The organism is Robertmurraya phoenicis, from assembly GCF_047302285.1.
GTDB lineage: Bacteria > Bacillota > Bacilli > Bacillales > Cytobacillaceae > Robertmurraya.
In genome coordinates this window covers 4,793,664-4,820,065 of record NZ_CP154845.1, presented here as the reverse complement: position 1 = coordinate 4,820,065, position 26,402 = coordinate 4,793,664, and the positions used below count along the sequence as shown (strand labels likewise).

Here is a 26,402-nt window from a genome sequence, read left to right as displayed (position 1 = left end):
GGCTGTTTAAATAGTATTTCTAATGGAGGATTAGCTCAGCTGGGAGAGCACCTGCCTTACAAGCAGGGGGTCGGCGGTTCGATCCCGTCATCCTCCACCAGCATTTTTTCGCATATCGAATATAATGTTTCTTATGCCGGCCTAGCTCAATTGGTAGAGCAACTGACTTGTAATCAGTAGGTTGGGGGTTCAAGTCCTCTGGCCGGCACCACTTTACTTTAGAGCCATTAGCTCAGTTGGTAGAGCAACGAGCGATTCATCTATGAATTTGCTACGAGTTGTACCCATCGAGCTGCTACTTGAATTAACTTTCTGAGATGGGGACATCGTAGATGCTTTTCATCTTAAGATAGAGAATTTAATAGTAGCGCATATTATTTGAGAGCCATTAGCTCAGTTGGTAGAGCATCTGACTTTTAATCAGAGGGTCGAAGGTTCGAGTCCTTCATGGCTCATCAAAGTTTTTTCGCGCAAGCGGAAACAACTTTTTTTATTTTTATGTTCATTATAAATGTTTTTATGCGGGTGTGGCGGAATTGGCAGACGCACTAGACTTAGGATCTAGCGCCGCAAGGCGTGGGGGTTCGACTCCCTTCACCCGCACTTTCCTTAATATGCATATCTGCTTTTTTTTGATTGTTTAATGATGCGGAAGTAGTTCAGTGGTAGAACACCACCTTGCCAAGGTGGGGGTCGCGGGTTCGAATCCCGTCTTCCGCTCCAATTATTAGCCGGGGTGGCGGAACTGGCAGACGCACAGGACTTAAAATCCTGCGGTAGGTGACTACCGTACCGGTTCGATTCCGGTCCTCGGCATTATAGTTTTTTTGACTAAGAGAAAAAACTTAAAATATTGCGCCCGTAGCTCAATTGGATAGAGCGTTTGACTACGGATCAAAAGGTTAGGGGTTCGACTCCTCTCGGGCGCGCCATTATAATTTAGTAATCGGAAGCCAGTTGAAAGATTGATATTTTAAAAACGAATATCGTTTGATCTATTATTGGACCTCTGATATCAAATCGGGAAGTAGCTCAGCTTGGTAGAGCACTTGGTTTGGGACCAAGGGGTCGCAGGTTCGAATCCTGTCTTCCCGACCACTATACTTTACAAATGGGGCCTTAGCTCAGCTGGGAGAGCGCCTGCCTTGCACGCAGGAGGTCAGCGGTTCGATCCCGCTAGGCTCCACCAAGAAAAACTTTTTTGAAAAAGTATTGACACAGCATTAAGCTTTTGTTAATATTAAAAAGTCGCTTCTGAGCGATTGAGAGAAATTTTCTTTCGGGAAAATTAATGAAAGATATTTTCACTAGCGTGAAAAATCATAACTGCACTTTGAAAACTAAACAAATCATACGTCAACAAATAATAGTGGAGGCGACTGTACAGCTTCGACAAACATTGGAACTTCTGGCGGAAAAGTCCAAAAGACTTTGACAGAAGAAGTGAAATGGTCGAGAAGTTAGGAGCCGAAACTAGCCAACGTTTATTTAAAGTTTCAAATTATAAGAGCTAATTCTTACTCTTTTTTGGAGAGTTTGATCCTGGCTCAGGACGAACGCTGGCGGCGTGCCTAATACATGCAAGTCGAGCGAATTTGAGGGAGCTTGCTCCCGAAAATTAGCGGCGGACGGGTGAGTAACACGTGGGCAACCTGCCTATAAGACTGGGATAACTTCGGGAAACCGGAGCTAATACCGGATAATGCTTTTGAACTCATGTTCTTAAGCTGAAAGATGGCTTCTCGCTATCACTTATAGATGGGCCCGCGGCGCATTAGCTAGTTGGTGAGGTAACGGCTCACCAAGGCCACGATGCGTAGCCGACCTGAGAGGGTGATCGGCCACACTGGGACTGAGACACGGCCCAGACTCCTACGGGAGGCAGCAGTAGGGAATCTTCCGCAATGGACGAAAGTCTGACGGAGCAACGCCGCGTGAGTGATGAAGGTTTTCGGATCGTAAAACTCTGTTGTTAGGGAAGAACAAGTACCGGAGTAACTGCCGGTACCTTGACGGTACCTAACCAGAAAGCCACGGCTAACTACGTGCCAGCAGCCGCGGTAATACGTAGGTGGCAAGCGTTGTCCGGAATTATTGGGCGTAAAGCGCGCGCAGGCGGTTCCTTAAGTCTGATGTGAAAGCCCCCGGCTCAACCGGGGAGGGTCATTGGAAACTGGGGAACTTGAGTGCAGAAGAGAAGAGCGGAATTCCACGTGTAGCGGTGAAATGCGTAGAGATGTGGAGGAACACCAGTGGCGAAGGCGGCTCTTTGGTCTGTAACTGACGCTGAGGCGCGAAAGCGTGGGGAGCAAACAGGATTAGATACCCTGGTAGTCCACGCCGTAAACGATGAGTGCTAAGTGTTAGAGGGTTTCCGCCCTTTAGTGCTGCAGCAAACGCATTAAGCACTCCGCCTGGGGAGTACGGCCGCAAGGCTGAAACTCAAAGGAATTGACGGGGGCCCGCACAAGCGGTGGAGCATGTGGTTTAATTCGAAGCAACGCGAAGAACCTTACCAGGTCTTGACATCCTTATGCCATCCCTAGAGATAGGGCTTTCCCTTCGGGGACATAAGTGACAGGTGGTGCATGGTTGTCGTCAGCTCGTGTCGTGAGATGTTGGGTTAAGTCCCGCAACGAGCGCAACCCTTGATCTTAGTTGCCAGCATTGAGTTGGGCACTCTAAGGTGACTGCCGGTGACAAACCGGAGGAAGGTGGGGATGACGTCAAATCATCATGCCCCTTATGACCTGGGCTACACACGTGCTACAATGGATGGTACAAAGGGCAGCAAAGCCGCGAGGTGGAGCGAATCCCATAAAACCATTCTCAGTTCGGATTGTAGGCTGCAACTCGCCTACATGAAGCCGGAATCGCTAGTAATCGCGGATCAGCATGCCGCGGTGAATACGTTCCCGGGCCTTGTACACACCGCCCGTCACACCACGAGAGTTTGTAACACCCGAAGTCGGTGGGGTAACCGTAAGGAGCCAGCCGCCTAAGGTGGGACAGATGATTGGGGTGAAGTCGTAACAAGGTAGCCGTATCGGAAGGTGCGGCTGGATCACCTCCTTTCTAAGGAATATGGAGACTTAGATGTCTCATAATCGTAACGTTGATGGAAGCTTTTTTGACTCGTCAGAAAAGCCGTATGATTTGTTTAGTTTTGAGAGTGCAACACTCTCTAATTGAATATGAAATTCTCATTATATGGGCCTATAGCTCAGCTGGTTAGAGCGCACGCCTGATAAGCGTGAGGTCGATGGTTCGAGTCCATTTAGGCCCACCATCCTTATAATGGGGCCTTAGCTCAGCTGGGAGAGCGCCTGCCTTGCACGCAGGAGGTCAGCGGTTCGATCCCGCTAGGCTCCACCAAGAATTTTTTACGTAACGTAGTGAAGTAAAAATATTCTTCCTTAATTTTTCGCAAAACAAAGTGAAGTGAAAATGTTTTTCCTTCAACTTTTATAAGCGGATTTTTTAAATTAAATGATTGTACCTTGAAAACTAGATAATGAAATGAAGAAGAACCAAGAATTACCGAGTAATCGCCATTTTAGTTTTCTCTCTATATGTTTAGAGATAAATTTTTAAAACAAAACCGCGAGGGTTACGAGAAGCAAGCAGATCAAGGAAGCGACTGAACGAGCACCGGAACGTACGTAGTTGGTACGTGAGGAGCGCAGAGAGGGAGCTGACGCAGAGATGCGCCGCTTATCGGAAGCCGCAGCATGGTTAAGTTATGAAGGGCGCACGGTGGATGCCTTGGCACTAGGAGCCGATGAAGGACGGGACTAACACCGATATGCTTCGGGGAGCTGTAAGTAAGCTTTGATCCGGAGATTTCCGAATGGGGAAACCCATCATTCGTAATGGGATGATATCTTTACCTGAATACATAGGGTAATGAAGGCAGACCCGGGGAACTGAAACATCTAAGTACCCGGAGGAAGAGAAAGCAAACGCGATTCCCTGAGTAGCGGCGAGCGAAACGGGATTAGCCCAAACCAAGAGGCTTGCCTCTTGGGGTTGTAGGACACTCTATACGGAGTTACAAAGGAACGAAGTAAACGAACAAGTCTGGAAAGGCTGGTCAAAGAAGGTAACAACCCTGTAGTTGAAACTTCGTTCCCTCTTGAGTGGATCCTGAGTACGGCGGGACACGAGAAATCCCGTCGGAAGCTGGGAGGACCATCTCCCAAGGCTAAATACTCCCTAGTGACCGATAGTGAACCAGTACCGTGAGGGAAAGGTGAAAAGCACCCCGGAAGGGGAGTGAAAGAGATCCTGAAACCGTGTGCCTACAAGTAGTTAGAGCCCTTTAACGGGTGATAGCGTGCCTTTTGTAGAATGAACCGGCGAGTTACGATTGCATGCAAGGTTAAGTTGAGAAGACGGAGCCGCAGCGAAAGCGAGTCTTAAGTAGGGCGTTTTAGTATGTAGTCGTAGACCCGAAACCAGGTGATCTACCCATGTCCAGGTTGAAGTTCAGGTAACACTGAATGGAGGACCGAACCCACGCACGTTGAAAAGTGCGGGGATGAGGTGTGGGTAGCGGAGAAATTCCAATCGAACTTGGAGATAGCTGGTTCTCTCCGAAATAGCTTTAGGGCTAGCCTCACGAAAAACGAGTCTTGGAGGTAGAGCACTGTTTGGACTAGGGGCCCTCATCGGGTTACCGAATTCAGACAAACTCCGAATGCCAAGTACTTAAGCGTGGGAGTCAGACTGCGAGTGATAAGATCCGTAGTCAAAAGGGAAACAGCCCAGACCACCAGCTAAGGTCCCAAAGTATACGTTAAGTGGAAAAGGATGTGGGGTTGCTTAGACAACCAGGATGTTGGCTTAGAAGCAGCCACCATTTAAAGAGTGCGTAATAGCTCACTGGTCGAGTGACCCCGCGCCGAAAATGTACCGGGGCTAAACGTATCACCGAAGCTGTGGGTGTACACCGTTGGTGTACGCGGTAGGAGAGCGTTCTAAGGGCGTTGAAGCTAGACCGGAAGGACTGGTGGAGCGCTTAGAAGTGAGAATGCCGGTATGAGTAGCGAAAGATGGGTGAGAATCCCATCCACCGAATGCCTAAGGTTTCCTGAGGAAGGCTCGTCCGCTCAGGGTTAGTCGGGACCTAAGCCGAGGCCGAAAGGCGTAGGCGATGGACAACAGGTTGATATTCCTGTACCACCTCGTTTTTGTTTGAGCGATGGGGGGACGCAGGAGGATAGGGTAAGCGCACTGCTGGATATGTGCGTCTAAGCAGTTAGGCTGGTAAACAGGAAAATCCGTTTACCGCAAAGGCTGAGCTGTGATAGCGAGGGAAATAGAGTACCGAAGTTCCTGATTCCACACTGCCAAGAAAAGCCTCTAGTGAGAAAACAGGTGCCCGTACCGCAAACCGACACAGGTAGGCGAGGAGAGAATCCTAAGGTGAGCGAGAGAACTCTCGTTAAGGAACTCGGCAAAATGACCCCGTAACTTCGGGAGAAGGGGTGCTTTTTAGGGTGAATAGCCCTGAAAAGCCGCAGTGAATAGGCCCAGGCGACTGTTTAGCAAAAACACAGGTCTCTGCGAAGCCGCAAGGCGAAGTATAGGGGCTGACGCCTGCCCGGTGCTGGAAGGTTAAGAGGAGGGGTTAGCTTACGCGAAGCTCTGAATTGAAGCCCCAGTAAACGGCGGCCGTAACTATAACGGTCCTAAGGTAGCGAAATTCCTTGTCGGGTAAGTTCCGACCCGCACGAAAGGCGTAACGATCTGGGCACTGTCTCAACGAGAGACTCGGTGAAATTATAGTACCTGTGAAGATGCAGGTTACCCGCGACAGGACGGAAAGACCCCGTGGAGCTTTACTGTAGCCTGATATTGAATTTTGGTACAGCTTGTACAGGATAGGTAGGAGCCTGAGAAGCCGGAGCGCTAGCTTCGGTGGAGGCGTCGGTGGGATACTACTCTGGCTGTATTGACATTCTAACCCGCACCTCTAATCGAGGTGGGAGACAGTGTCAGGTGGGCAGTTTGACTGGGGCGGTCGCCTCCTAAAGAGTAACGGAGGCGCCCAAAGGTTCCCTCAGAATGGTTGGAAATCATTCGTAGAGTGTAAAGGCACAAGGGAGCTTGACTGCGAGACCTACAAGTCGAGCAGGGACGAAAGTCGGGCTTAGTGATCCGGTGGTTCCGCATGGAAGGGCCATCGCTCAACGGATAAAAGCTACCCCGGGGATAACAGGCTTATCTCCCCCAAGAGTCCACATCGACGGGGAGGTTTGGCACCTCGATGTCGGCTCATCGCATCCTGGGGCTGTAGTCGGTCCCAAGGGTTGGGCTGTTCGCCCATTAAAGCGGTACGCGAGCTGGGTTCAGAACGTCGTGAGACAGTTCGGTCCCTATCCGTCGTGGGCGTAGGAAATTTGAGAGGAGCTGTCCTTAGTACGAGAGGACCGGGATGGACGCACCGCTGGTGTACCAGTTGTTCTGCCAAGAGCATCGCTGGGTAGCTATGTGCGGAAGGGATAAGTGCTGAAAGCATCTAAGCATGAAGCCCCCCTCAAGATGAGATTTCCCATAGCGTAAGCTAGTAAGAACCCTGAAAGATGATCAGGTTGATAGGTCAGAGGTGGAAGCGTGGTGACACGTGGAGCTGACTGATACTAATCGTTCGAGGACTTAACCAAATCGATTATTCGGTTTTCTCTTCTTCATTCATTATCTAGTTTTGAAGGTATAATCCTTTTTGTGCAAGCAAAAGAGGTCACTTCAATCAAATAGTCCGGTGGCGATAGCGAGAAGGTCACACCCGTTCCCATACCGAACACGGAAGTTAAGCTTCTCAGCGCCGATGGTAGTTAGGGGCTGTCCCCTTGTGAGAGTAGGACGTTGCCGGGCAAAGCGAAAGAGTATCCAATAGGGGTACTCTTTTTTTGATCTGTCTTTTATTAGGAGCTCATGGAGCAAGAAATGCGTAATTTCGCAAGGAAAGTGTGTCACAAGAAGGGTTCACGAAACAAGATAAGGGTAGTTTCGTAAGGGAAGTATGTTACATGAAGGGTTCATGAAACAAGAAAAGAGTAGTTTTAAAGGAAAAGTATGTCTCATGAAGGGTTCATGAAACAAGAAAAGAGTAGTTTTAAAGGAAAAGTATGTCACATGAGGGGTTCATGAAACAAGAAAAGAGTGGTTTTAGAGGAAAAGTATGTCACATGAGGGGTCCATGAAACAAGATAAGGGTAGTTTCGTAAGGAAAGTATGTCTCATGAAGTGTTCATGAGGACAAAGTCAGTCGAAAACGAGAAAAGATTGTCCTCATAAGGGGTTCATGAGGACAAAGTCAGGCAAAATCCAAGAAAGATTGTCCTCATAGAGGGTTCATGAGGACAAAGTCAGGCGAAATGCAAGAAAGATTGTCCTCATAAGGGGTTCATGAGGACAAAGTCAGTCGAAAACGAGAAAAGATTGTCCTCATAGAGGGTTCATGAGGACAAAGTCAGTCGAAAACCAAGAAAGATTGTCCTCATAAGAGGGTCCATCAAAGAGGCAAGATTTCAGCAGTTGCATAGGAATGATAATAAGAGGTTTAAGAGCTAAGATTGATGCAACCTCATAAAAAAAGCAGTCTTTGGCGAGGGTTCGCGTGAGGTAAGAATCGAGACGTTAATAAATTGAAAAAGAGTTCATACTACTGCGATACCAATCCGTTAAAAAGGATACTTATACGGAAATATTCGGTCCTTTTGATCTTTCTAAATCTTCAATAATCGTTTGAAAACAGAAAAATGTGGGGAAATTAGTAAGGTGAATCATTACTAGAACAACCTACAAAATTCATATATAACAACCCGATCGTCACTTGCTGAGTGACCAGATCAATCGTCAAGATTCCTTCGTTGCAAATTGACGTCTTCTTCATGTATAATTAAAGTCAAATATAGTCAAAGTCAGATAGGAGGGGGTCTTTTGAGGAATATCTCCGACGTCATTGAACATTACTTAAAACAAGTATTGGAAATGAGCGAAAAAGAGATTGTTGAAATTAAGAGAAGTGAAATTGCTGACAAATTTCAATGTGTCCCATCTCAAATCAACTATGTGATCAATACGCGATTTACGATTGAAAAAGGTTATATTGTTGAAAGTAAAAGAGGTGGTGGAGGTTATATCCGGATCATGAGGGTACAATCTTATGATCATGCTGACCTTATTGACCAACTATTATCGATTATTCAAAATCGTATATCGCAAAATAGTGCGGAAAATGTGATATATCGACTTGTCGAAGAAGAGGTTATTTCAAAGAGAGAAGCAAAGATCATGTTAAGTGTCATTGATCGCTCAGTGCTATATATTGATTTGCCATACAGAGATGAGCTTCGTTCAAGAATGATAAAAGCAATGCTCACTACTCTTAAATATAAATAAAGAGAGTATAAGGGGTGATAGGACAATGAAGTGTCAGGAGTGTCATGAAAGAGAAGCAACTTTGCATTTTACACAAGTTAATAATGGTGAAAAAACAGTTCTACATTTATGTGAAAAGTGTGCTCAGGAAAAAGGAGAGGCTTTTATCGTAAACACAGGGGGATTTTCTATAAACAATTTATTAGCTGGATTGTTCAATCTACAAAACAATTTTCAACCAGCAAAGCAAGCTCCCCTTTATAAAGAGGAAAGTTTACAGTGTGAAGAATGCTCTATGACATATGAGCAATTTGTCAAAATAGGTCGATTTGGTTGTTCGAATTGCTATGAAACTTTTAAAGGGCAATTAAATCCAATTATTAGACGTTTGCATAGTGGAAATTGGGCCCATAATGGGAAAATACCAAGGCGAATAGGGGGAAGTCTCCATGTTCGCAAAAATATAGAAAATCTGAAACAGACGATCCAAGAACTTGTCTCTCGTGAAGAATTTGAAAAGGCAGCAGAAATTCGGGATCAAATACGTTCATTAGAAAAACAATTAGAACGTAGTAATGAGGGAGGAAATTGACATGTCATTGGAGAGGTTCTTAAACCAAGCTGTTAGCTCATGGATGAGTTCGGAAGGTCCCGATTCTGACATTGTACTAAGTTCTCGAATACGGTTGGCAAGGAATTTCAAGGATTATAAGTTTCCAACGGTGTTCACAAGTGAAGAAGGACAGCAAGTGATTGATGCTGTTTACAACAGTGTAAGCGGACATCCTTTTTCCTCTATCGGAACTTTAGAACTCCTAGTGATGGATGACCTGCAGCCGTTGCAAAAAAGAGTGTTAGTAGAAAAACATTTAATAAGCCCGTATCTTGAAAAAAATGCGGTTTTAGGTGCTTGCATTCTTTCAGAAAATGAAGAAGTAAGTATTATGGTAAATGAAGAAGACCATATTCGGATTCAGTGCTTGTTTCCAGGCCTGCAAATTTCAGAAGCTTTGAAAGTGGCGAATGAAATTGATGATCATATCGAGAAGCAAGTAGATTATGCATATGATGAACAGATTGGCTATTTAACAAGCTGTCCAACCAATGTAGGGACGGGAATGAGAGCGTCCGTTATGATGCATTTGCCAGGTCTCGTACTCACCCACCAATTAAATCGGATTATACCGGCAATCAATCAGTTGGGATTAGTGGTAAGAGGGATATATGGAGAAGGTAGCGAAGCGTTGGGGAATATTTTTCAAATATCGAATCAAATCACATTAGGAAAATCAGAAGAGGACATCGTAGAAGATCTTCAGGGTGTGGTAGCGCAGTTAATTTCCGAGGAAAGATCAGCTCGAGAAGCATTAGCAAAAACTTCAAACATACAATTAGAAGACAAAGTTTTTCGATCCTATGGAGTGTTGTCTAATTGTCGAGTCATCGAAAGTAAAGAAGCAGCAAACTGTTTATCAGACGTCCGTTTAGGGATTGATATGGGATATATAAAAAATATTTCTAAAAATATTTTGAATGAGCTGATGATTCTCACTCAGCCAGGATTTTTACAGCAATATGCTGGTGGCCCCTTAAGACCGGATGAACGGGATGTAAGACGTGCTTCATTAATAAGAGAAAGACTAAATATGGAACATTAAACTTAAAAAAGCTTGATAAACCTAATTTGGTAGGGAGGATATAGACGATGATGTTTGGACGGTTTACAGAAAGAGCTCAAAAAGTATTGGCTTTAGCGCAAGAGGAAGCAAATCGTTTAGGTCATAATAATATTGGAACAGAGCATGTATTGCTAGGTCTTGTCCGCGAAGGTGAAGGGATAGCTGCGAAAGCACTTTATGCATTAGGGCTAGGCTCTGACAAAATTCAAGAAGAAGTAGAGAACTTAATCGGTAGAGGTCAGGATGCTTCACAGACTCCTCATTACACGCCTAGAGCGAAAAAAGTCATCGAGCTATCAATGGATGAAGCACGGAAACTTGGTCATTCTTATGTTGGAACAGAGCATATTCTTCTTGGTCTGATTCGTGAGGGAGAAGGTGTTGCGGCACGAGTATTAAATAATCTAGGTGTCAGCTTAAATAAGGCCCGTCAACAGGTCCTTCAATTATTGGGAAGCAACGAATCTGCGGGACATCAAGGAGGCTCTGCAGCAAGTGCTAATACACCAACGTTGGATAGTTTAGCCCGTGATTTAACAGCGATTGCCCGTGAAGGAAGTCTGGATCCGGTTATTGGTCGTAGCAAAGAAATTCAACGTGTCATTGAAGTGTTAAGCCGTCGTACAAAGAATAATCCTGTTTTAATCGGGGAACCTGGGGTTGGTAAGACAGCGATCGCAGAAGGTCTTGCACAACAAATCGTCAATAATGAGGTTCCTGAAATTTTACGTGATAAAAGGGTTATGACGTTAGATATGGGGACAGTAGTTGCCGGAACGAAGTATCGCGGTGAATTTGAGGACCGTTTGAAAAAGGTCATGGATGAGATTCGTCAGGCTGGAAATATCATTTTATTCATTGACGAGCTTCATACCTTAATTGGTGCAGGTGGAGCAGAAGGAGCGATTGATGCGTCGAATATTTTAAAACCATCATTAGCCCGTGGAGAGCTTCAATGTATTGGAGCGACTACATTAGATGAATATAGGAAGTATATTGAAAAGGATGCTGCGTTAGAGCGTCGTTTCCAACCGATCACCGTTGATGAGCCAACATCTGAAGAGTCCGTGCAAATTCTAAAAGGCTTGCGTGATCGTTATGAAGCCCATCATCGCGTATCGATTACAGATGAAGCGATTGAAGCAGCCGTTAAGTTATCAGACCGATATATTTCCGATCGGTTCTTACCAGATAAGGCGATCGATTTAATTGATGAAGCAGGCTCAAAGGTAAGACTTCGTTCATATACAACACCTCCTAATTTAAAAGAGCTTGAGGTGAAGCTGGAGGAAGTTCGAAAAGAGAAGGACGCTGCGGTTCAAAGCCAAGAGTTTGAAAAGGCTGCTTCTCTCAGAGACTCTGAACAGCGTTTACGCGAACAATTAGAAGAAACAAAGAAAACATGGAAAGAAAAGCAAGGAAAAGAGAACACAGAAGTAACCGTGGAAGATATCGCAAGTGTGGTTTCGAGCTGGACCGGTATCCCGGTATCAAAGCTAGCCCAAACAGAAACACAAAAGCTTTTAAACCTTGAAGAAATTCTTCATTCCCGTGTTATTGGTCAAGAAGAAGCAGTTAATGCTATTTCGAAAGCTGTACGTCGAGCTCGCGCTGGCCTAAAAGATCCGAAGAGACCGATTGGTTCATTTATTTTCTTAGGCCCAACTGGGGTCGGGAAAACAGAGCTTGCTCGTGCATTAGCTGAAGCAATGTTCGGTGACGAAGATGCGATGATTCGAGTGGATATGTCTGAATATATGGAGAAACACTCCACTTCACGACTTGTTGGTTCTCCTCCAGGCTATGTTGGATATGATGAAGGTGGACAATTAACAGAAAAGGTTCGTAGAAAGCCATATTCCGTTATCCTACTTGATGAAATTGAAAAGGCACATCCAGATGTATTTAACATCTTGCTTCAAGTACTTGAGGATGGTCGTTTGACAGACTCAAAAGGCAGAACAGTCGACTTCCGTAATACTGTCCTGATCATGACGTCAAATGTCGGCGCAGAATCGCTGAAACGTAATAAATATGTCGGCTTTAACCTTCAAGATGGTGAGCAAAATTACAAGGATATGAAAGGGAAAGTGATGGAAGAGCTGAAAAGAGCATTCCGTCCAGAGTTCCTTAACCGTATTGATGAAATCATTGTCTTCCATGCATTAGAGAAGAAGCATCTGTCAAACATTGTAAACTTAATGTCTGACCAATTAATTAAACGTCTGAATGAACAAGATATTAAGTTGCAATTAACGGGCGCTGCGATTGAGAAGATTGCAGAAGAGGGCTATGATCCAGAATACGGAGCTCGTCCAATAAGAAGAGCGATTCAAAAGCATATTGAGGATCGCCTATCTGAGGAGCTACTAAAGGGTACGGTGTTAACAGGGCAAGCCGTTATCATTGATGTAGAAAATGGAGAATTCAAAGTGAAATCTGGCACACCCCAGCTTAATAAATAAAGAGATGATAGAAACGAGGTATTCGCATTTTCCATGCGGATACCTCATTTCTTTTTCAATCATTTTATATTATGGTAGAGGAAAGAACTACGGATGAGGATGATCAGGTTGAAAAAAGTAAAAACAGTGTATATATGTTCAAGTTGTGAAACACAGCACCCGAAATGGCAAGGTTTTTGCAATGGCTGTGGCGAACGAGGAACTCTTAAGGAAGAAACAAGTGGCGGGGAATCGAAACAAACGAAGCCAAGGGTAGCGAAAACAAATGTGGCCGTTAAGAGATTATTAGATACGAACTCTTCTAAAAGCGATCGATTGGTGACGTCTATCTCCGAATTTAATCGGGTAATGGGCGGTGGAATTGTCAAGGATTCCTTATCGATCATTACGGCTGTTCCTGGTGCGGGGAAATCCACGCTACTTTTACAGGTAAGTCAGGATCTTGCTTCAAAAGGGTATAAAATCCTTTACGCATCAGGAGAGGAAAGCGAGAGCCAAATCAAAAATCGTGCTGAACGGATTTTGCCAAGTATTCATGAAAATATATGGATTCATTCTGACACCAGTATGAATAATGTTCTAGGCATCATTGAAGCGGTAGATGCAGACGTTGTTATTATTGATAGTATTCAAACCTTTGTATTAGAGGAGTACCCTTCAAGACCTGGAAGCCCGACGCAAACGATGGAATGTGCCAATGCGATGCTGAAGGTGGCGAAAAGTTCCGAGCGGCCAAGAGCGGTTATGATGGTCGGACAAATGACAAAGGATAATGAGTTAGCTGGCTTACGTGCATTGGAACATTTGGTCGATACAGTTCTAGTCTTGGATGGGGAAGAAGGGGAAGAATTAAAGCAGCTTTCAGCAAGTAAAAATCGTTATGGAAGCACGGGGGAAATGGGCTTTTTCTCGATGGAGGAGGATGGTCTAAGAGCGATTGATAACCCTTCTGAGTTTTTCATTACGCAAAGAAACGAAATTGTAAGCGGCAGTGCATTAACGGTCATTAAAGAAGGGACAAGACCGATTATTGTAGAAGTGGAGAGTTTAGTATCTCCGACCTTTACTCCGTATCCATCTCGAATTGGGGAGTGTATGCGTAAGGATCAGATCAATACGCTCACAGCGATATTGGAACAACGTGCAGGCTTGCAGATGTTGACTCAAAATGTCGTCATTAAAACTACTGGAGGCATAAGGTTAAAGGAAACGTCCAGCAACCTAGCTGTCCTCATGAGCATCGTCTCCTCTTATAAAGGAAAAGGAATCCCCAACGATATCGTGTTCATTGCTGATATTGGCTTAACAGGGGAATTAAAGAAAGTTCCCACTTTAGAGGCTCGTATTCGAGAAATCGAAAGAATGGGATATAAAAAAGTGTATATTGCTAGAAACGCCTTACGAAACCAGCATGCTTTCAAAGACATCGAAGTCATCACATGCAACACATTAGCTGCAGTAATCGATAAAGTATTTAATTCAACACCATTTTAAAAAGCAGATGGTGTTAGCCGGTTGTCTCATCGCAAGCCTCCCCGGAGCGAAAATCACCCTAATTATAAAGAACATATCGTACGTAACCTTTGCAAAAATTTGTCCCTTTCAACGAAAGGGGCATTTTTTCGTTTTTCCCTCATCTATACAAGAAAGTACAAGGGGAATTTGAATATTTCCCTTGTGAAGCCATATTCTGTTAAAGAGGAAAGGTTCCCTGTAAAGTAATAAACCTGTACAACAAGAATGGAATTGCAGCGTGAAGGAGGGGCGAAATTTGGAAAATAAAAAGCTGGGCGAGACACCCGTTTCGGAAATATTACAATTAATTGCTCCAGGAACTCCCATTCGAGAAGGGATCGATAATGTGTTGCGGGCAAATACAGGAGGGCTCATCGTTTTTGGCTCTTCAGAAAAAATAAAGCATATTGTCGATGGAGGCTTTCAAATCAATTGTCCCTTTTCACCTAGTTTTCTTTATGAATTAGCAAAAATGGATGGGGCAATTATTTTGAATGAAAGTGGGGATCAGATATTAAACGCGAATGCTCAGCTTGCCCCAGACTCAAGTATTCCTACTACTGAAACAGGTATGCGTCATCGAACAGCGGAACGGGTGGCGAAACAAACTAAAGCATTAGTCATTGCCATTTCACAAAGAAGAAATGTGATTACCTTATACCAAGGAAATCTTCGTTACGCGTTAAGAGAAATTGGCTTCATTTTAACAAAAGCAAATCAAGCTTTACAAACGTTGGAAAAATATAAAGTTGTTTTGGAGCAAAGTATATCCAATTTAGGTGTACTCGAATTTGAAGAGATTGTGACTTACAGTGACATGATCAAAGTCATTCATCGTTTTGAGATGGTACTAAGAATTAAAAATGAATTATTAGCTTATTTAAGTGAACTTGGAACTGAGGGAAGGTTAATCCGGTTACAGATGAATGAGCTTTTGACAGATATCGAAAGAGAAGCGGCCTTAATCGTTAAGGACTATGCGGCCACCGAGGAAATAGAACCGCAAGACATTCTCTGTAGACTGCAGGAGTTAGCTCATGAAGAAATGCTTGAAGATACAGCAATTCTGAAGCTACTTGGCTTCCATGGCTATGTCCATATTGATGAATTTAGAAGTCCGCGAGGCTATCGAATACTCAATAAAATTACCCGATTACCACCTATTATCATTGATAATCTAGTAGAGCGGTTTAAAGAGCTACGTCATATCGTAGCGGCTACAGTTGAAGAACTGGATGAAGTGGAGGGGATTGGAGAAGTTAGGGCAAGAAAGATAAAAGAAGGATTAAAGCTCATTAAAGAGCAGTTGTTTGCGGATCGGCAAATTTGAAAATTTTATTGAATTCATTAAGTTCGTATGCTAGAATAATTAGTTCTTTATAGTTAGGACTAAAAGAGTGTTCGGCGGTGTAAAACGAACGAAATTAGGTAATTAATCCCTTTTTATCCGCTAAAAAACGAATGATTTTGATTATTTATAAAAAAATTATTCGTTTTTTGTCTATTTTACCCAAATTTGACGAATCATCTCATTTGACACTTTTTTTCGAGGGTGCTACGCTTATGGTGTACGATTTTAATTTAAAAGAGATGCATATTTTGCTAACATAACAAACGCATTGCACTCTGTTAACAAAGTTAAAAATCTCTGTAATATTAGGTTTCAATTTATGGAATTTGTTTATAATGTATAAAGGAGGTGAAGGAATGTTAAAGCGAATAATTCAAGCTTGCTTCCTTATTACAGGTGGAACGCTTGGGATTTTTTTTATCGGTGATTTATTAAACTTAGTGAGTATTGGTGATATTGCGGTCATTAACAATCCTTACGTAACCGCAGTGGTTGGTGCTATTATATTTTATTTTATTACTTTTTGGGCGGTTGATTATATAGTTGATTTTGTGAAATGGGTTGAGGAATCTTTAGTTAAGGCTCCTATCACAGATATCCTCGCTGTTAGCATTGGTTTAGGCTTTGGTCTTGTCATTGCATTTTTAGTAGGGTTTGCCCTGAATATGATAGAAGTTCCAATCGTAAACACGGTTGCGCCTATTTTGATCACATTATTATTTGGTTATTTAGGTTTCCAAGTAGGTTACAAAAAACGTGATGAGTTAATGGCGTTGTTAACTCGAAGCAAGAAGAAGCCTGTGGAAGAAGAGGTAGAAGCTACGGATAAAAACGTCCTCAAAATATTGGATACAAGTGTGATCATAGATGGAAGAATTGCAGATATTTGCCAAACTGGATTTCTTGAAGGGACAATTGTGATCCCCCAATTTGTGCTAGGTGAATTACAGCATATTGCAGATTCTTCTGATGTGCTAAAAAGAAATCGAGGTCGTAGAGGACTCGATATCTTAAATCGGATTCAAAAAGAGCTTTCGATGAATGTGGAAATTTACGAAGGTGATTTCGAAGACGTTCAAGAAGTAGATAGTAAGCTCGTGAAGCTGGCTAAGCTCACAAACGGTGTTGTTGTAACGAATGATTTCAACTTAAATAAAGTATGTGAGTTACAAAAGGTTTCTGTCCTAAATATTAATGATCTTGCCAATGCGGTAAAACCAGTTGTTCTACCTGGTGAAGAGATGAATGTTCAAGTCATTAAAGATGGGAAAGAACAAAATCAAGGAATTGCATATTTAGATGATGGAACCATGATCGTTGTTGAAGGTGGCCGCGATTACATCGGCAAGCATATTGAGGTATTGGTGACAAGCGTATTGCAGACATCTGCTGGACGAATGATTTTTGCCAAGCCTAAATTATTAGAAAAAGCATTATAATGATAATAAATAGGGGCTTTGATAGGATGATCAAATCGTCATCCTATGATGCCCCTTTAGAATGATTTTATTGTAAGGCTCCTTTTTGGAGCTGGATTGGAGTTCATTATGGCTTATGAAGTCATCATTCCTGCAGCCGGTCAAGGGAAAAGAATGGGAGCAGGGAAGAACAAGCTTTTATTGGAACTAAATGAGGTCCCTGTTTTTATTCATACTTTACGGGTGTTTGAAGAAGATGAACAATGCGATGGCATAATCTTAGCGATAGCTCCACAAGATGAAGACTCGTTCAATAGATTGTTAAGCGAATACGGTATTCGTAAGGTAACCGCTTTAGTTTATGGTGGGAAAGAGCGTCAACATAGTGTCTATAATGGACTAGAGGCGACAACGACTGAAGGAGTCGTGCTAGTGCATGATGGGGCAAGACCTTTTATAGACATTCCGCTCATACATCAATTGGTGACCGTGGCATCTGAGCGCGGATCTGCTGTTGTCGCAGTTCCTGTGAAGGATACAATCAAGCGAGTTCAACAGAACGAAGTGGTAGAGACTGTAGATAGATCTAGCTTGTGGGCGATTCAAACCCCACAAGCTTTTCGTATGTCTATTCTAAAAAAGGCCCATCAGTATGCTCTTGAAACGAATTTTCTCGGAACAGATGAAGCAAGTTTAGTGGAAAGATTGCCTTTCCCAGTAAAGATTGTTGAAGGAAGTTATGATAATATAAAGCTGACAACAAAGGAAGATTTATATTTTGCTGAAGCGATTCTAAAAAAGGCAGGGCGACAGTAACCGCTAAAAAATGGGTACTATTAGATGAAAACGATGGATGAAAGGTGATAAAGGATGTTTCGAATCGGACAAGGCTTTGATGTACATCAGTTAACAGAGGGTCGACCTTTAATTATGGGTGGTATCGAGATCCCTTATGAAAAAGGGCTTCTTGGACATTCAGACGCAGATGTGCTTTTACATACGATTACAGATGCCTGTTTAGGAGCAATTGGAGAAGGGGATATCGGAAAGCACTTTCCTGATACAGACCCAGACTTTAAGGATGCAGATTCGGCCAAACTTCTTATTCATATTTGGCAGATCATTAAAGAAAAGGGCTATGAGCTCGTGAATGCAGACTGTACGATAATTGCTCAAAAACCGAAGATGGCACCTTATATAGAACCAATGAAAATAAGAATTGCAGAATTGCTAGAGTGTGAGCCAGGACAGATCAATGTGAAGGCCACGACGACAGAGAAGCTTGGTTTTACCGGTAGAGGAGAAGGCATCGCTGCTCAAGCGGTTGTGTTGCTGCAAAAAGCGAAATAATTTTCCGTGTACAAACGTGTATCACGAACATGCAAACAGGAGGAAGAATTATGTCAAACGATATTCGCGTACGTTATGCACCAAGTCCAACAGGACATTTACATATAGGGAATGCCCGAACTGCATTATTTAACTATTTATTTGCACGTAATCTAGGTGGAAAATTCATTATTCGTATAGAGGATACGGATAAAAAGCGAAATATTGCTGGTGGGGAAGAAAGTCAGCTAAAGTACTTAAAATGGCTCGGAATGGATTGGGATGAAAGCATTGATTTAGATGGAGGCTATGGTCCGTATCGTCAATCTGAGAGAAATGACATTTATGAGCAATATTATAAGGAACTTCTTGATAAAGGTTTAGCCTACAAATGCTATTGCACGGAAGAAGAATTAGAAGCGGAGCGTGAAGCGCAAAGTGACTCCAAGCAAATCGCGGGTTATTCTGGTCGTTGCCGCCACTTAACTGAAGAGCAAAAGCAAAAGTTCGAGGAAGAAGGCAGACAACCGAGCATTCGTTTCCTTGTACCAGAAGGGCGAGTATATGCGTTTGACGATATGGTAAAAGGGAATGTGTCCTTTGAATCAGATGGAGTTGGAGGAGACTTCGTTATTGTGAAAAAGGACGGCACGCCAACTTACAACTTTGCTGTTGCTGTCGATGATTATTTAATGAAGATTAGCCATGTTTTACGTGGTGATGACCATATTTCCAATACGCCTAAACAATTGATGATTTTCGAAGCCCTTGGTTGGGAAGCGCCTGTTTTTGGTCATATGACGCTCATCGTCAATGAAAGTCGAAAAAAACTGAGCAAACGTGATGAGTCGATTATTCAATTTATCGAGCAATATGAGGCATTGGGATATCTTCCAGAAGCATTGTTTAACTTCATTGCCTTACTTGGCTGGTCTCCGGCTGGCGAAGAGGAAATCTACTCCAAGGATGAGTTAATCAAGATCTTTGATGCAGAAAGACTATCTAAATCTCCAGCATTGTTTGATAAGCAAAAACTAGCATGGATGAATAATCAATATATGAAAAAGCTAGAAATTGATAAGCTAGTAGAGATTTCATTACCGCATCTTATTAAAGCAGGTCGAGTGAATGCGGATATGACAGCAGAGGAACGCCAATGGGCACAGGATCTAATCGCTCTTTATCAGGAGCAAATGAGCTACGGTGCTGAAATTGTTGAGCTTTCTGGGTTATTCTTCAAGGATGACGTAGAAAGAGATGAAGAGGCAGAGACTGTTCTTGCAGATGAAGATGTCCCAGTTGTGTTAGCTGCCTTTTTACAAGAGGTTGAGCAGGTGGAAGAATTGACAGCAGCTGGCGTTAAAGCGTCCATTAAAGCTGTACAGAAAAGCACTGGTCAAAAAGGGAAGAAGCTGTTCATGCCAATTCGAGTAGCGACAACAGGTCAAACCCACGGACCAGACCTTCCAAAAGCGATTGCTCTTTTAGGACGGGAGAAAGTAATAAATCGTTTAAAACAACTTTTATAGAACCGTTTTGGTGCAAAATGTTTAATTTCTTTTAAAAATGGGAATCTATTAGTTAACAGTTGTGCCAAAATGTAATATAGTATAAGTAAAATTACCTGAAATGATGGCTCTTTTAGGAGAGCGTTAAAATGAATAGATAGACAAAATGGTGATGAGGAAAAGTAGGAAAATGACGCTTTCAAGAGAGAACCAAGGAAAAATCGTTTCATCGATTTTTTCAGCTGAGATTGGTTTAAAGCCTCTCGTTTTCTGAAATGCACCTCTGAGTCTCACTTCGAACGGGCTTGCCCTCAGTAGATTTTGAGCGGGTTGCGACCGTTATGCGCTTAAAAGTTGAGGCTGATTTTTTCAGTCTAAACAGAGTGGAACCGCGCGAAAAATGCGTCTCTGTCTTATGGACAGAGGCGCATTTTTTATGTTCTAGGAAATTATAGATTTCGCGGTTGTGTATAACTTTGTTACGAAGTGTATCTACGTCTAGCTCCAGCGCCTATCGCCTAGCAAACTTCAGGTCCCCTCCCTACGATAAGTCAACCAAGAATTGCTATCGCAATTCAGGTTTCCTTTATCTCAGTCGAGGCCCTTCCAGTTATGTACGGCGATGATCAAGGCGCTTGCGCTTTTGTTCTTTTGTTTTGTGGGGATCATGAGGCATAAAAAGGGGGAAGAGGTTGTCATGTTTAAGATGTTGAAGGATGATATTGATGTTATCTTTGATCAAGATCCAGCTGCAAGGACCTATCTCGAAGTCATTTTAACCTATTCTGGTTTGCATGCGATTTGGAGTCACCGAATCGCACATGCCTTTTATAAAAGAAAGCTCTATTTTATTGCTCGGGTCATCTCACAAGTCAGTCGTTTCTTTACGGGAATTGAGATCCATCCTGGGGCGAAAATTGGGAGACGATTTTTCATCGACCATGGAATGGGTGTTGTTATAGGCGAGACCTGTGAAATTGGCGACAATGTCACGGTGTTCCAAGGTGTCACACTCGGAGGTACTGGAAAGGAAAAGGGCAAGCGCCACCCCACAATCAAAGACAATGCGTTAATTGCTACTGGAGCGAAAGTACTAGGTTCGATTACAGTGGGGGAGAATTCTAAAATAGGTGCAGGTTCAGTTGTTCTGAAGGAGGTCCCTCCAAATTCAACGGTTGTCGGAATTCCCGGTAAAGTGGTGATTCAAGACGGCGTGAAACTTAACAAGGATTTAAACCATTCCGACCTTCCAGATCCGGTTGCAGATCGATTTAAAGAATTAGAGCAAAGAGTGAAGGAATTACAGAAGGAAATAGAGGAGTTACAGCGAGAAAGGAGCTTTTAGAATGGCGATTAAAATTTATAATACGCTAACTAGAAAAAAAGAAGATTTTATCCCTTTAGAAGAGGGTAAGGTGAAAATGTATGTGTGCGGTCCAACCGTATACAATTATATTCATATTGGGAATGCACGTCCGGCGATCATATTTGATACGGTTAGAAGATATCTTCAATTCCGTGGCTTTGACGTGAATTTTATTTCTAATTTTACTGATGTTGACGATAAACTCATTCGTGTAGCCAATGAACTTGGGGAAGAAGTCCCTGATATCGCCAATCGCTTTATCACAGCTTACCATGAAGATGTGCATGCATTAGGATGCAAAGAGGCAGACGTCCATCCTCGTGTAACAGAAAATATGGATATCATTATCGATTTTATTCGTACGTTAATTGAAAAAGGGTTTGCATATGAATCAGAAGGAGACGTTTATTACCACACGCGTATGTTCAAAGAGTATGGTAAGCTTTCACATCAGTCGATTGATGAGTTAAGAGTCGGCGCGCGTATTGCGGTTGGTGAGAAGAAGCAGGATGCACTTGATTTTGTGCTTTGGAAAGCGGCGAAGCCTGGTGAGATTTCATGGGAGAGTCCTTGGGGGAAAGGAAGACCTGGTTGGCATATTGAATGCTCTGCCATGGCGAGAAAATATTTAGGTGATACCATCGATATCCACGCAGGTGGGCAAGATTTAGCCTTCCCTCATCATGAGAATGAAATTGCCCAATCTGAGGCATTAACTGAAAAGGAATTCGCTCGTTATTGGATGCACAATGGTTACATTAATATTGATAATGAAAAAATGTCCAAATCATTAGGGAATTTTGTTCTTGTTCATGACATTATTAAAAGACATGATCCGCAAGTGTTACGATTCTTTATGCTCTCTGTCCATTATCGTAATCCAATCAACTATTCAGAAGAACTTCTTGTTCATACCCAATCGGCGTTAGAGCGGATAAAGACGTCGTATCAAAATTTAAAGCATCGCCAAGCGGCTAGTACAAATTTAACAGATAACAATCCGCAATGGCTTGAGCAAATCCAAGGGTTACGCACGCAATTTATCGAAGCGATGGATGATGACTTTAATACGGCCAATGGAATCTCTATTTTGTTTGAACTATCGAAGCTTGTTAATTTGTATTTGATGGAAAAGAATACTTCTGTTGAAGTCATCGAAGCTCTGATAAGTGAATTTAAGGTATTATTCGACGTATTGGGGCTTAAGCTTGAAGATGATGCTCTATTAGACGAAGAAATCGATGCATTGATTCAAAAACGGATTCAAGCACGTAAGGATCGGAATTTCCAATTAGCTGATGAAATTCGCGATCAACTAAAGGACATGAATATTATTTTAGAAGATACTCCTCAAGGTACTCGTTGGAAAAGAGGCTAACAGATGCTTCAATATGAAAACAACTTAGAAGTGAAACAATTGAATAGTTTAGCGTTAGCTTACATGGGTGATGCTGTGTTTGAGGTATACGTTCGTGAACACCTTTTGCAAAACGGGCGGGTTAAGCCGCATCACCTCCATAAAGAAGCGACGAAATATGTATCCGCTAAGGCGCAGGCTATGATGATCCATCGTTTTCTCGATGAAAAGCAGCTGACAGATGAAGAGACAGCCGTTGTGATGAGAGGAAGAAATGCGAAATCAGGTACCGTACCAAAGAATACAGATGTACAAACGTATCGGTACGGTACGGCTTTCGAAGCGTTGATCGGTTATTTATATTTATTGAAAAGAGAAGAGCGGTTAGATGAGATTGTGAAGAAATCATTAGATATTGTTCGTGAACAGAAAGGAGGAGCCTAAATTGAATCAAGATTATATTATTGGGAAAAACCCTGTTATTGAAGCACTGAAATCGGATCGGGATGTCAACAAAGTATTAATTGCAGAAGGCTCTCAAAAAGGGCAAATGCAGCAGGTGATTGGCTTAGCGAAGGAACGGAATGTCATGGTCCAGTTTGTACCGAAGAAAAAAATTGATGGTTTGGTCGAAGGGAACCATCAAGGGGTCATTGCTCAAGTTGCTGCGTACCAATATGCGGAGCTAGATGATTTATTTTCCCTTGCAGAGCAAAGAAACGAGACTCCTTTCTTTATCCTCTTAGACGAAATTGAAGATCCCCACAATTTAGGATCCGTTATGAGAACGGCAGATGCAGTTGGTGCTCATGGCATCATTATTCCAAAAAGAAGAGCGGTTGGATTAACGGCGACGGTTGCGAAGGCATCTACAGGGGCGATTGAATATATACCTGTCGTAAGAGTGACCAATATGGCGCGAACGATTGATGAATTGAAGGAACGCGGCGTTTGGATTGCTGGAACAGACGCAAAGGGAAAAGAAGACTTTCGTCAATTTGATGGGACGTTACCATTAGGTCTTGTGATTGGAAGCGAAGGGAAAGGTATGGGGCGTTTAATTAGGGATAAGTGTGACTTTCTTATCCGTTTGCCGATGAAAGGGAAGGTAACATCATTAAACGCTTCCGTTGCGGCAGCACTACTCATGTACGAAGTGTTTCGAAAACGTTACCCACTTGGGTGAAGAAAATGGACATCCTGATTGTAGATGGCTATAACATAATCGGTGATTGGCCCGAACTTAAAGCACTGAAAAGTAAAGATTTAGCTGCAGCGAGAGATCGGTTGGTCGAGAAGATGGCGGAATATCAAGCGTACTCAGGATATCGGGTGATTGTTGTCTTTGATGCTCAATACGTTAAAGGGACTGAAAAAAAATATCGCAATTTCAAAGTTGAAGTTATTTTTACACGGAACAATGAGACGGCCGATGAAAGAATTGAAAAGCTCGCTATTTCTTTAAATAATCGCAAGACACAAATCCATGTTGCTACCTCTGATTACACAGAGCAATGGGCGATTTTTGGACAAGGAGCTCTGCGTAAATCGGCCAGAGAGCTGTTGATAGAGATGGAATCGATTGAACGAAGGATTGAAAAAAGGGTCAAAAAAATTCAAGACCTAGGTCCGAATTCAAAGATTCCTCTTAGCAAGGAAGTGGCAGAAATTTTCGAAAAATGGCGAAGAGGCGAGAGATGACAGGTTGACGGGGTAAAAAAAGCTACTGTATAATATTGCTAACTAGCTTGTACGGTCGGGGGGATCCTAGTGAGTACTGACTACGGAACAAAGGAAAACGAAAGTTTTATCAATTATGTTCAGCTGGAAGATGAAGAGTTAGTGGAGATGGTTCATCAAGGTGCGGGTGAGGCCTTGGATTTCCTCATTCACAAGTACCGTAATTTCGTGCGGGCAAAAGCTAGGTCCTATTTTTTAATTGGTGCAGATAAAGAGGATATTGTTCAAGAAGGTATGATTGGTCTCTATAAGGCTATTCGTGACTTCAAAGAGGACAAGCTAACTTCTTTTAAAGCGTTTGCGGAGCTATGCATCACAAGGCAAATTATTACGGCGATCAAAACAGCAACAAGGCAAAAGCATATCCCGTTAAATTCGTATGTATCGTTGGACAAGCCGATCTATGATGAAGAATCGGATCGAACGTTAATGGATGTTATTTCTGGTGCGAAGGTGATGGACCCAGAAGAACTGATTATCAATCAAGAAGAGTTTGATCATATCGAAGTGAAAATGTCTGAACTGTTAAGCGATCTGGAGCGGAAGGTTTTAGCTTTATACTTAGATGGACAATCTTACCAAGAAATATCAGAAGAGCTCAATCGCCATGTGAAGTCGATTGATAATGCTTTGCAACGAGTAAAGAGAAAGCTAGAAAGATATTTAGAGGTAAGAGAGCTTACGTTGTAATCCCCTTGTACATAAGGGCTTGTTCGTATTTCATATTGACACCATATCTTGTCCGTGATACAGTTTTATAGATATAAAAGATGTAGTAGGTGGCCAAGATGATAAAGAAGGTTGCTCTTGCTTGTTCACAATGTGGTTCGAGAAATTACTCAACTACAAGCAAGAAGGAATCGGAGCGTTTGGAATTAAAGAAGTTTTGTAGCACATGCAATAATCATACGCTTCATCGGGAAACGAAATAATTTGATTTTTAAATAGATAGCTATTCTTCAAGTGGTCTACTTCGAGGTAAAGCTTGAATAGCCATGACAAAATCTTCTCAGAACAGCAATTCCTTAAAAAGTTGGAGGTCTCACTCATGCAACGCATCGTAAATTTTTTCAAAGACGTCGGCCGTGAAATGGGAAAAGTCAGTTGGCCGAAAAGGAAAGAACTAACAAGCTATACGATTACAGTTTTAGTCACTGTTATTTTCTTTACCGTTTTCTTTGCAGTAATCGATTTAGGAATTTCTGAATTGATTCGTTTAATTCCTTGAATAACTCCTATGTCTTAATGGTATAATGGAAAATATGATAGGAATTTTTTCAAAGCCCGGTGACGGGTTTTTTAATTTGCAAAAAAATAGACAAGCATGATGTTTTTAATGATGGGATGCCTATGATGAGGTTAGATATCTAGGGAATCGCTTTGTTGAACGGAAGTTTTGCCTTTTGAGTGTGCGGGAAATTTGCGTAGACTCATTGAGGAGAATTTGATTTGTGTAGGGAGGGAAGGACATAGCGTCCTGACAAATGGAAAAGAATTGGTATGTTGTTCATACTTACTCAGGCTACGAAAACAAGGTAAAAACAAACCTGGAGAAACGTGTAGAAACAATGGGAATGCAGGATAAGATTTTCCGTGTAATTGTGCCAGAGGAAGAAGAAACTGATATTAAAAATGGTAAGAAAAAAACAGTGAAACGTAAAGTGTTTCCTGGTTATGTTTTGGTTGAAATAATTATGACGGACGATTCTTGGTATGTAGTACGTAATACTCCAGGAGTGACAGGGTTCGTTGGTTCAGCAGGCTCTGGTTCAAAGCCGACGCCGCTTTTACCAGAAGAGATCAATTCTATTCTGAAGACATTAGGTGTTGAAGAGAGAAGAATTGATATTGACTTTGAAATTGGGGAAACAGTCCGTGTAAAAGAAGGTCCATTTGCGAACTTTACAGGCTCTATTGAAGAGATCGATAAAGACAAAGCGAAGCTCAAAGTTCTTGTAAATATGTTCGGTCGTGACACGCCGGTGGAACTCGAGTTTACACAAATTGACAAATTATAATGGATGAAAAGTGGTGACTTGTTCCGTAAGAGGAATTAGTTGACGTGCTTGCGTTTTTAGTAGGTTAGGACGTATCCTTTCATTTCTTTTTAGAAAAAACTTGAAATCGACTTTGAAAAGTGATAATATTTCATAGGTCAGTATGTCTCAAAAAGAGACAAAATATTGCCGAGATCTTTATTTATGAATATAAAGACAACTTGTTGAGTGGGAGGGCTTGTTTTTACTCTCGTAAATTCACCCTATTACCACATCACGGACTTTAAGG

At 42.4% G+C, this 26,402-nt stretch carries 19 protein-coding genes, 11 tRNA genes and 3 rRNA genes; all 33 read left to right on the top strand.

The window, feature by feature from the left end; all coding sequences use genetic code 11:
• The first annotated feature begins 24 nt into the window (after positions 1–24).
• The 33 genes from AA0X71_RS24160 (at position 25) to nusG (ending at position 26,134) form a co-directional block, all read left to right on the top strand.
• Positions 25–100: transfer RNA gene (locus tag AA0X71_RS24160), tRNA-Val, on the top strand.
• Between the two features lie 35 nt (positions 101–135).
• Positions 136–211, top strand: a tRNA-Thr gene (locus tag AA0X71_RS24155).
• A gap of 171 nt (positions 212–382) precedes the next feature.
• Positions 383–455: transfer RNA gene (locus tag AA0X71_RS24150), tRNA-Lys, on the top strand.
• A 66-nt stretch (positions 456–521) separates the two neighbouring features.
• Positions 522–603: transfer RNA gene (locus AA0X71_RS24145), tRNA-Leu, on the top strand.
• A gap of 45 nt (positions 604–648) precedes the next feature.
• Positions 649–723, top strand: a tRNA-Gly gene (locus AA0X71_RS24140).
• Positions 724–730: 7 nt separating this feature from the next.
• Positions 731–816, top strand: a tRNA-Leu gene (locus AA0X71_RS24135).
• Between the two features lie 39 nt (positions 817–855).
• Positions 856–932, top strand: a tRNA-Arg gene (locus AA0X71_RS24130).
• 89 nt (positions 933–1,021) lie between these two features.
• Positions 1,022–1,098, top strand: a tRNA-Pro gene (locus tag AA0X71_RS24125).
• A gap of 15 nt (positions 1,099–1,113) precedes the next feature.
• Positions 1,114–1,189: transfer RNA gene (locus AA0X71_RS24120), tRNA-Ala, on the top strand.
• Positions 1,190–1,524: 335 nt separating this feature from the next.
• Positions 1,525–3,075 (top strand): 16S ribosomal RNA (locus AA0X71_RS24115).
• A gap of 137 nt (positions 3,076–3,212) precedes the next feature.
• Positions 3,213–3,289 (top strand) — tRNA-Ile (locus AA0X71_RS24110).
• Positions 3,290–3,299: 10 nt separating this feature from the next.
• Positions 3,300–3,375, top strand: a tRNA-Ala gene (locus tag AA0X71_RS24105).
• A 358-nt stretch (positions 3,376–3,733) separates the two neighbouring features.
• Positions 3,734–6,668 (top strand): 23S ribosomal RNA (locus AA0X71_RS24100).
• 94 nt (positions 6,669–6,762) lie between these two features.
• Positions 6,763–6,879 (top strand): 5S ribosomal RNA (rrf, locus tag AA0X71_RS24095).
• The 16S, 23S and 5S rRNA genes sit together here with 11 tRNA genes alongside, the layout of an rRNA operon.
• Positions 6,880–7,947: 1,068 nt before the next feature.
• Positions 7,948–8,409 carry a CtsR family transcriptional regulator gene (locus AA0X71_RS24090; protein WP_413357872.1) on the top strand — a complete coding sequence of 154 codons (462 nt, stop codon included), beginning with the start codon at positions 7,948–7,950 and terminating at the stop codon, positions 8,407–8,409.
• 25 nt (positions 8,410–8,434) lie between these two features.
• Positions 8,435–8,980, top strand: a complete 546-nt coding sequence (locus AA0X71_RS24085; RefSeq protein ID WP_413357870.1) for a UvrB/UvrC motif-containing protein — start codon at positions 8,435–8,437, stop codon at positions 8,978–8,980.
• A gap of 1 nt (position 8,981) precedes the next feature.
• Positions 8,982–10,046: a protein arginine kinase gene (locus AA0X71_RS24080; protein ID WP_413357868.1), complete on the top strand. Its 1,065-nt coding sequence runs from the start codon at positions 8,982–8,984 to the stop codon at positions 10,044–10,046.
• 47 nt (positions 10,047–10,093) lie between these two features.
• Positions 10,094–12,532 (top strand): ATP-dependent protease ATP-binding subunit ClpC, encoded by a 2,439-nt coding sequence (gene clpC / locus AA0X71_RS24075; protein ID WP_413357866.1) that lies wholly within the window; start codon positions 10,094–10,096, stop codon positions 12,530–12,532.
• 108 nt (positions 12,533–12,640) lie between these two features.
• The gene (gene radA, locus AA0X71_RS24070) at positions 12,641–14,026 is read left to right on the top strand and encodes a DNA repair protein RadA (protein ID WP_413357864.1); all 1,386 of its coding nucleotides are present in this window, start codon (positions 12,641–12,643) and stop codon (positions 14,024–14,026) included.
• 277 nt (positions 14,027–14,303) lie between these two features.
• Positions 14,304–15,377 (top strand): DNA integrity scanning diadenylate cyclase DisA, encoded by a 1,074-nt coding sequence (gene disA, locus AA0X71_RS24065; protein ID WP_413357862.1) that lies wholly within the window; start codon positions 14,304–14,306, stop codon positions 15,375–15,377.
• Between the two features lie 377 nt (positions 15,378–15,754).
• On the top strand, positions 15,755–16,837 hold the full coding sequence (locus tag AA0X71_RS24060; RefSeq protein ID WP_019157059.1) for a PIN/TRAM domain-containing protein: 1,083 nt from the start codon (positions 15,755–15,757) through the stop codon (positions 16,835–16,837).
• Positions 16,838–16,945: 108 nt separating this feature from the next.
• On the top strand, positions 16,946–17,632 hold the full coding sequence (gene ispD / locus AA0X71_RS24055; protein WP_413357860.1) for a 2-C-methyl-D-erythritol 4-phosphate cytidylyltransferase: 687 nt from the start codon (positions 16,946–16,948) through the stop codon (positions 17,630–17,632).
• A gap of 54 nt (positions 17,633–17,686) precedes the next feature.
• On the top strand, positions 17,687–18,166 hold the full coding sequence (gene ispF, locus AA0X71_RS24050) for a 2-C-methyl-D-erythritol 2,4-cyclodiphosphate synthase (RefSeq protein ID WP_413357858.1): 480 nt from the start codon (positions 17,687–17,689) through the stop codon (positions 18,164–18,166).
• A 50-nt stretch (positions 18,167–18,216) separates the two neighbouring features.
• A complete protein-coding gene (gltX, locus tag AA0X71_RS24045; RefSeq protein WP_413357856.1) occupies positions 18,217–19,674 on the top strand; it encodes a glutamate--tRNA ligase in 1,458 nt (485 codons plus the stop codon).
• Positions 19,675–20,350: 676 nt separating this feature from the next.
• Positions 20,351–20,998, top strand: a complete 648-nt coding sequence (gene cysE, locus AA0X71_RS24040) for a serine O-acetyltransferase (protein WP_413357854.1) — start codon at positions 20,351–20,353, stop codon at positions 20,996–20,998.
• Position 20,999: 1 nt separating this feature from the next.
• A complete protein-coding gene (cysS, locus tag AA0X71_RS24035) occupies positions 21,000–22,397 on the top strand; it encodes a cysteine--tRNA ligase (RefSeq protein ID WP_413357852.1) in 1,398 nt (465 codons plus the stop codon).
• 3 nt (positions 22,398–22,400) lie between these two features.
• Positions 22,401–22,820 carry a Mini-ribonuclease 3 gene (locus AA0X71_RS24030; protein ID WP_413357850.1) on the top strand — a complete coding sequence of 140 codons (420 nt, stop codon included), beginning with the start codon at positions 22,401–22,403 and terminating at the stop codon, positions 22,818–22,820.
• A gap of 1 nt (position 22,821) precedes the next feature.
• A complete protein-coding gene (gene rlmB / locus AA0X71_RS24025) occupies positions 22,822–23,562 on the top strand; it encodes a 23S rRNA (guanosine(2251)-2'-O)-methyltransferase RlmB (RefSeq protein ID WP_413357848.1) in 741 nt (246 codons plus the stop codon).
• Positions 23,563–23,567: 5 nt separating this feature from the next.
• Positions 23,568–24,077, top strand: a complete 510-nt coding sequence (locus AA0X71_RS24020) for an NYN domain-containing protein (RefSeq protein WP_413357846.1) — start codon at positions 23,568–23,570, stop codon at positions 24,075–24,077.
• Between the two features lie 69 nt (positions 24,078–24,146).
• Entirely contained in the window at positions 24,147–24,806 is a 660-nt protein-coding gene (sigH, locus tag AA0X71_RS24015; protein ID WP_413357844.1) for an RNA polymerase sporulation sigma factor SigH, read from the top strand.
• A gap of 98 nt (positions 24,807–24,904) precedes the next feature.
• Complete coding sequence (gene rpmG / locus AA0X71_RS24010; protein ID WP_413357842.1) at positions 24,905–25,048, top strand: 50S ribosomal protein L33; 144 nt, start codon at positions 24,905–24,907, stop codon at positions 25,046–25,048.
• Positions 25,049–25,164: 116 nt separating this feature from the next.
• The gene (gene secE, locus AA0X71_RS24005; protein ID WP_413357840.1) at positions 25,165–25,344 is read left to right on the top strand and encodes a preprotein translocase subunit SecE; all 180 of its coding nucleotides are present in this window, start codon (positions 25,165–25,167) and stop codon (positions 25,342–25,344) included.
• A 256-nt stretch (positions 25,345–25,600) separates the two neighbouring features.
• Entirely contained in the window at positions 25,601–26,134 is a 534-nt protein-coding gene (gene nusG, locus AA0X71_RS24000; protein ID WP_019157071.1) for a transcription termination/antitermination protein NusG, read from the top strand.
• Positions 26,135–26,402 lie beyond the last annotated feature (268 nt).

Bases quoted from the DNA above. Each gene is read 5' to 3' on its own strand.
- AA0X71_RS24085 (WP_413357870.1), top strand. From the start codon at position 8,435: ATGAAGTGTCAGGAGTGTCATGAAAGAGAAGCAACTTTGCATTTTACA.
- AA0X71_RS24080 (WP_413357868.1), top strand. From the start codon at position 8,982: ATGTCATTGGAGAGGTTCTTAAACCAAGCTGTTAGCTCATGGATGAGT.
- clpC (WP_413357866.1), top strand. From the start codon at position 10,094: ATGATGTTTGGACGGTTTACAGAAAGAGCTCAAAAAGTATTGGCTTTA.
- AA0X71_RS24060 (WP_019157059.1), top strand. From the start codon at position 15,755: ATGTTAAAGCGAATAATTCAAGCTTGCTTCCTTATTACAGGTGGAACG.
- ispD (WP_413357860.1), top strand. From the start codon at position 16,946: ATGGCTTATGAAGTCATCATTCCTGCAGCCGGTCAAGGGAAAAGAATG.
- ispF (WP_413357858.1), top strand. From the start codon at position 17,687: ATGTTTCGAATCGGACAAGGCTTTGATGTACATCAGTTAACAGAGGGT.
- gltX (WP_413357856.1), top strand. From the start codon at position 18,217: ATGTCAAACGATATTCGCGTACGTTATGCACCAAGTCCAACAGGACAT.
- cysE (WP_413357854.1), top strand. From the start codon at position 20,351: ATGTTTAAGATGTTGAAGGATGATATTGATGTTATCTTTGATCAAGAT.
- cysS (WP_413357852.1), top strand. From the start codon at position 21,000: ATGGCGATTAAAATTTATAATACGCTAACTAGAAAAAAAGAAGATTTT.
- AA0X71_RS24030 (WP_413357850.1), top strand. From the start codon at position 22,401: ATGCTTCAATATGAAAACAACTTAGAAGTGAAACAATTGAATAGTTTA.
- AA0X71_RS24020 (WP_413357846.1), top strand. From the start codon at position 23,568: ATGGACATCCTGATTGTAGATGGCTATAACATAATCGGTGATTGGCCC.
- rpmG (WP_413357842.1), top strand. From the start codon at position 24,905: ATGATAAAGAAGGTTGCTCTTGCTTGTTCACAATGTGGTTCGAGAAAT.
- secE (WP_413357840.1), top strand. From the start codon at position 25,165: ATGCAACGCATCGTAAATTTTTTCAAAGACGTCGGCCGTGAAATGGGA.
- nusG (WP_019157071.1), top strand. From the start codon at position 25,601: ATGGAAAAGAATTGGTATGTTGTTCATACTTACTCAGGCTACGAAAAC.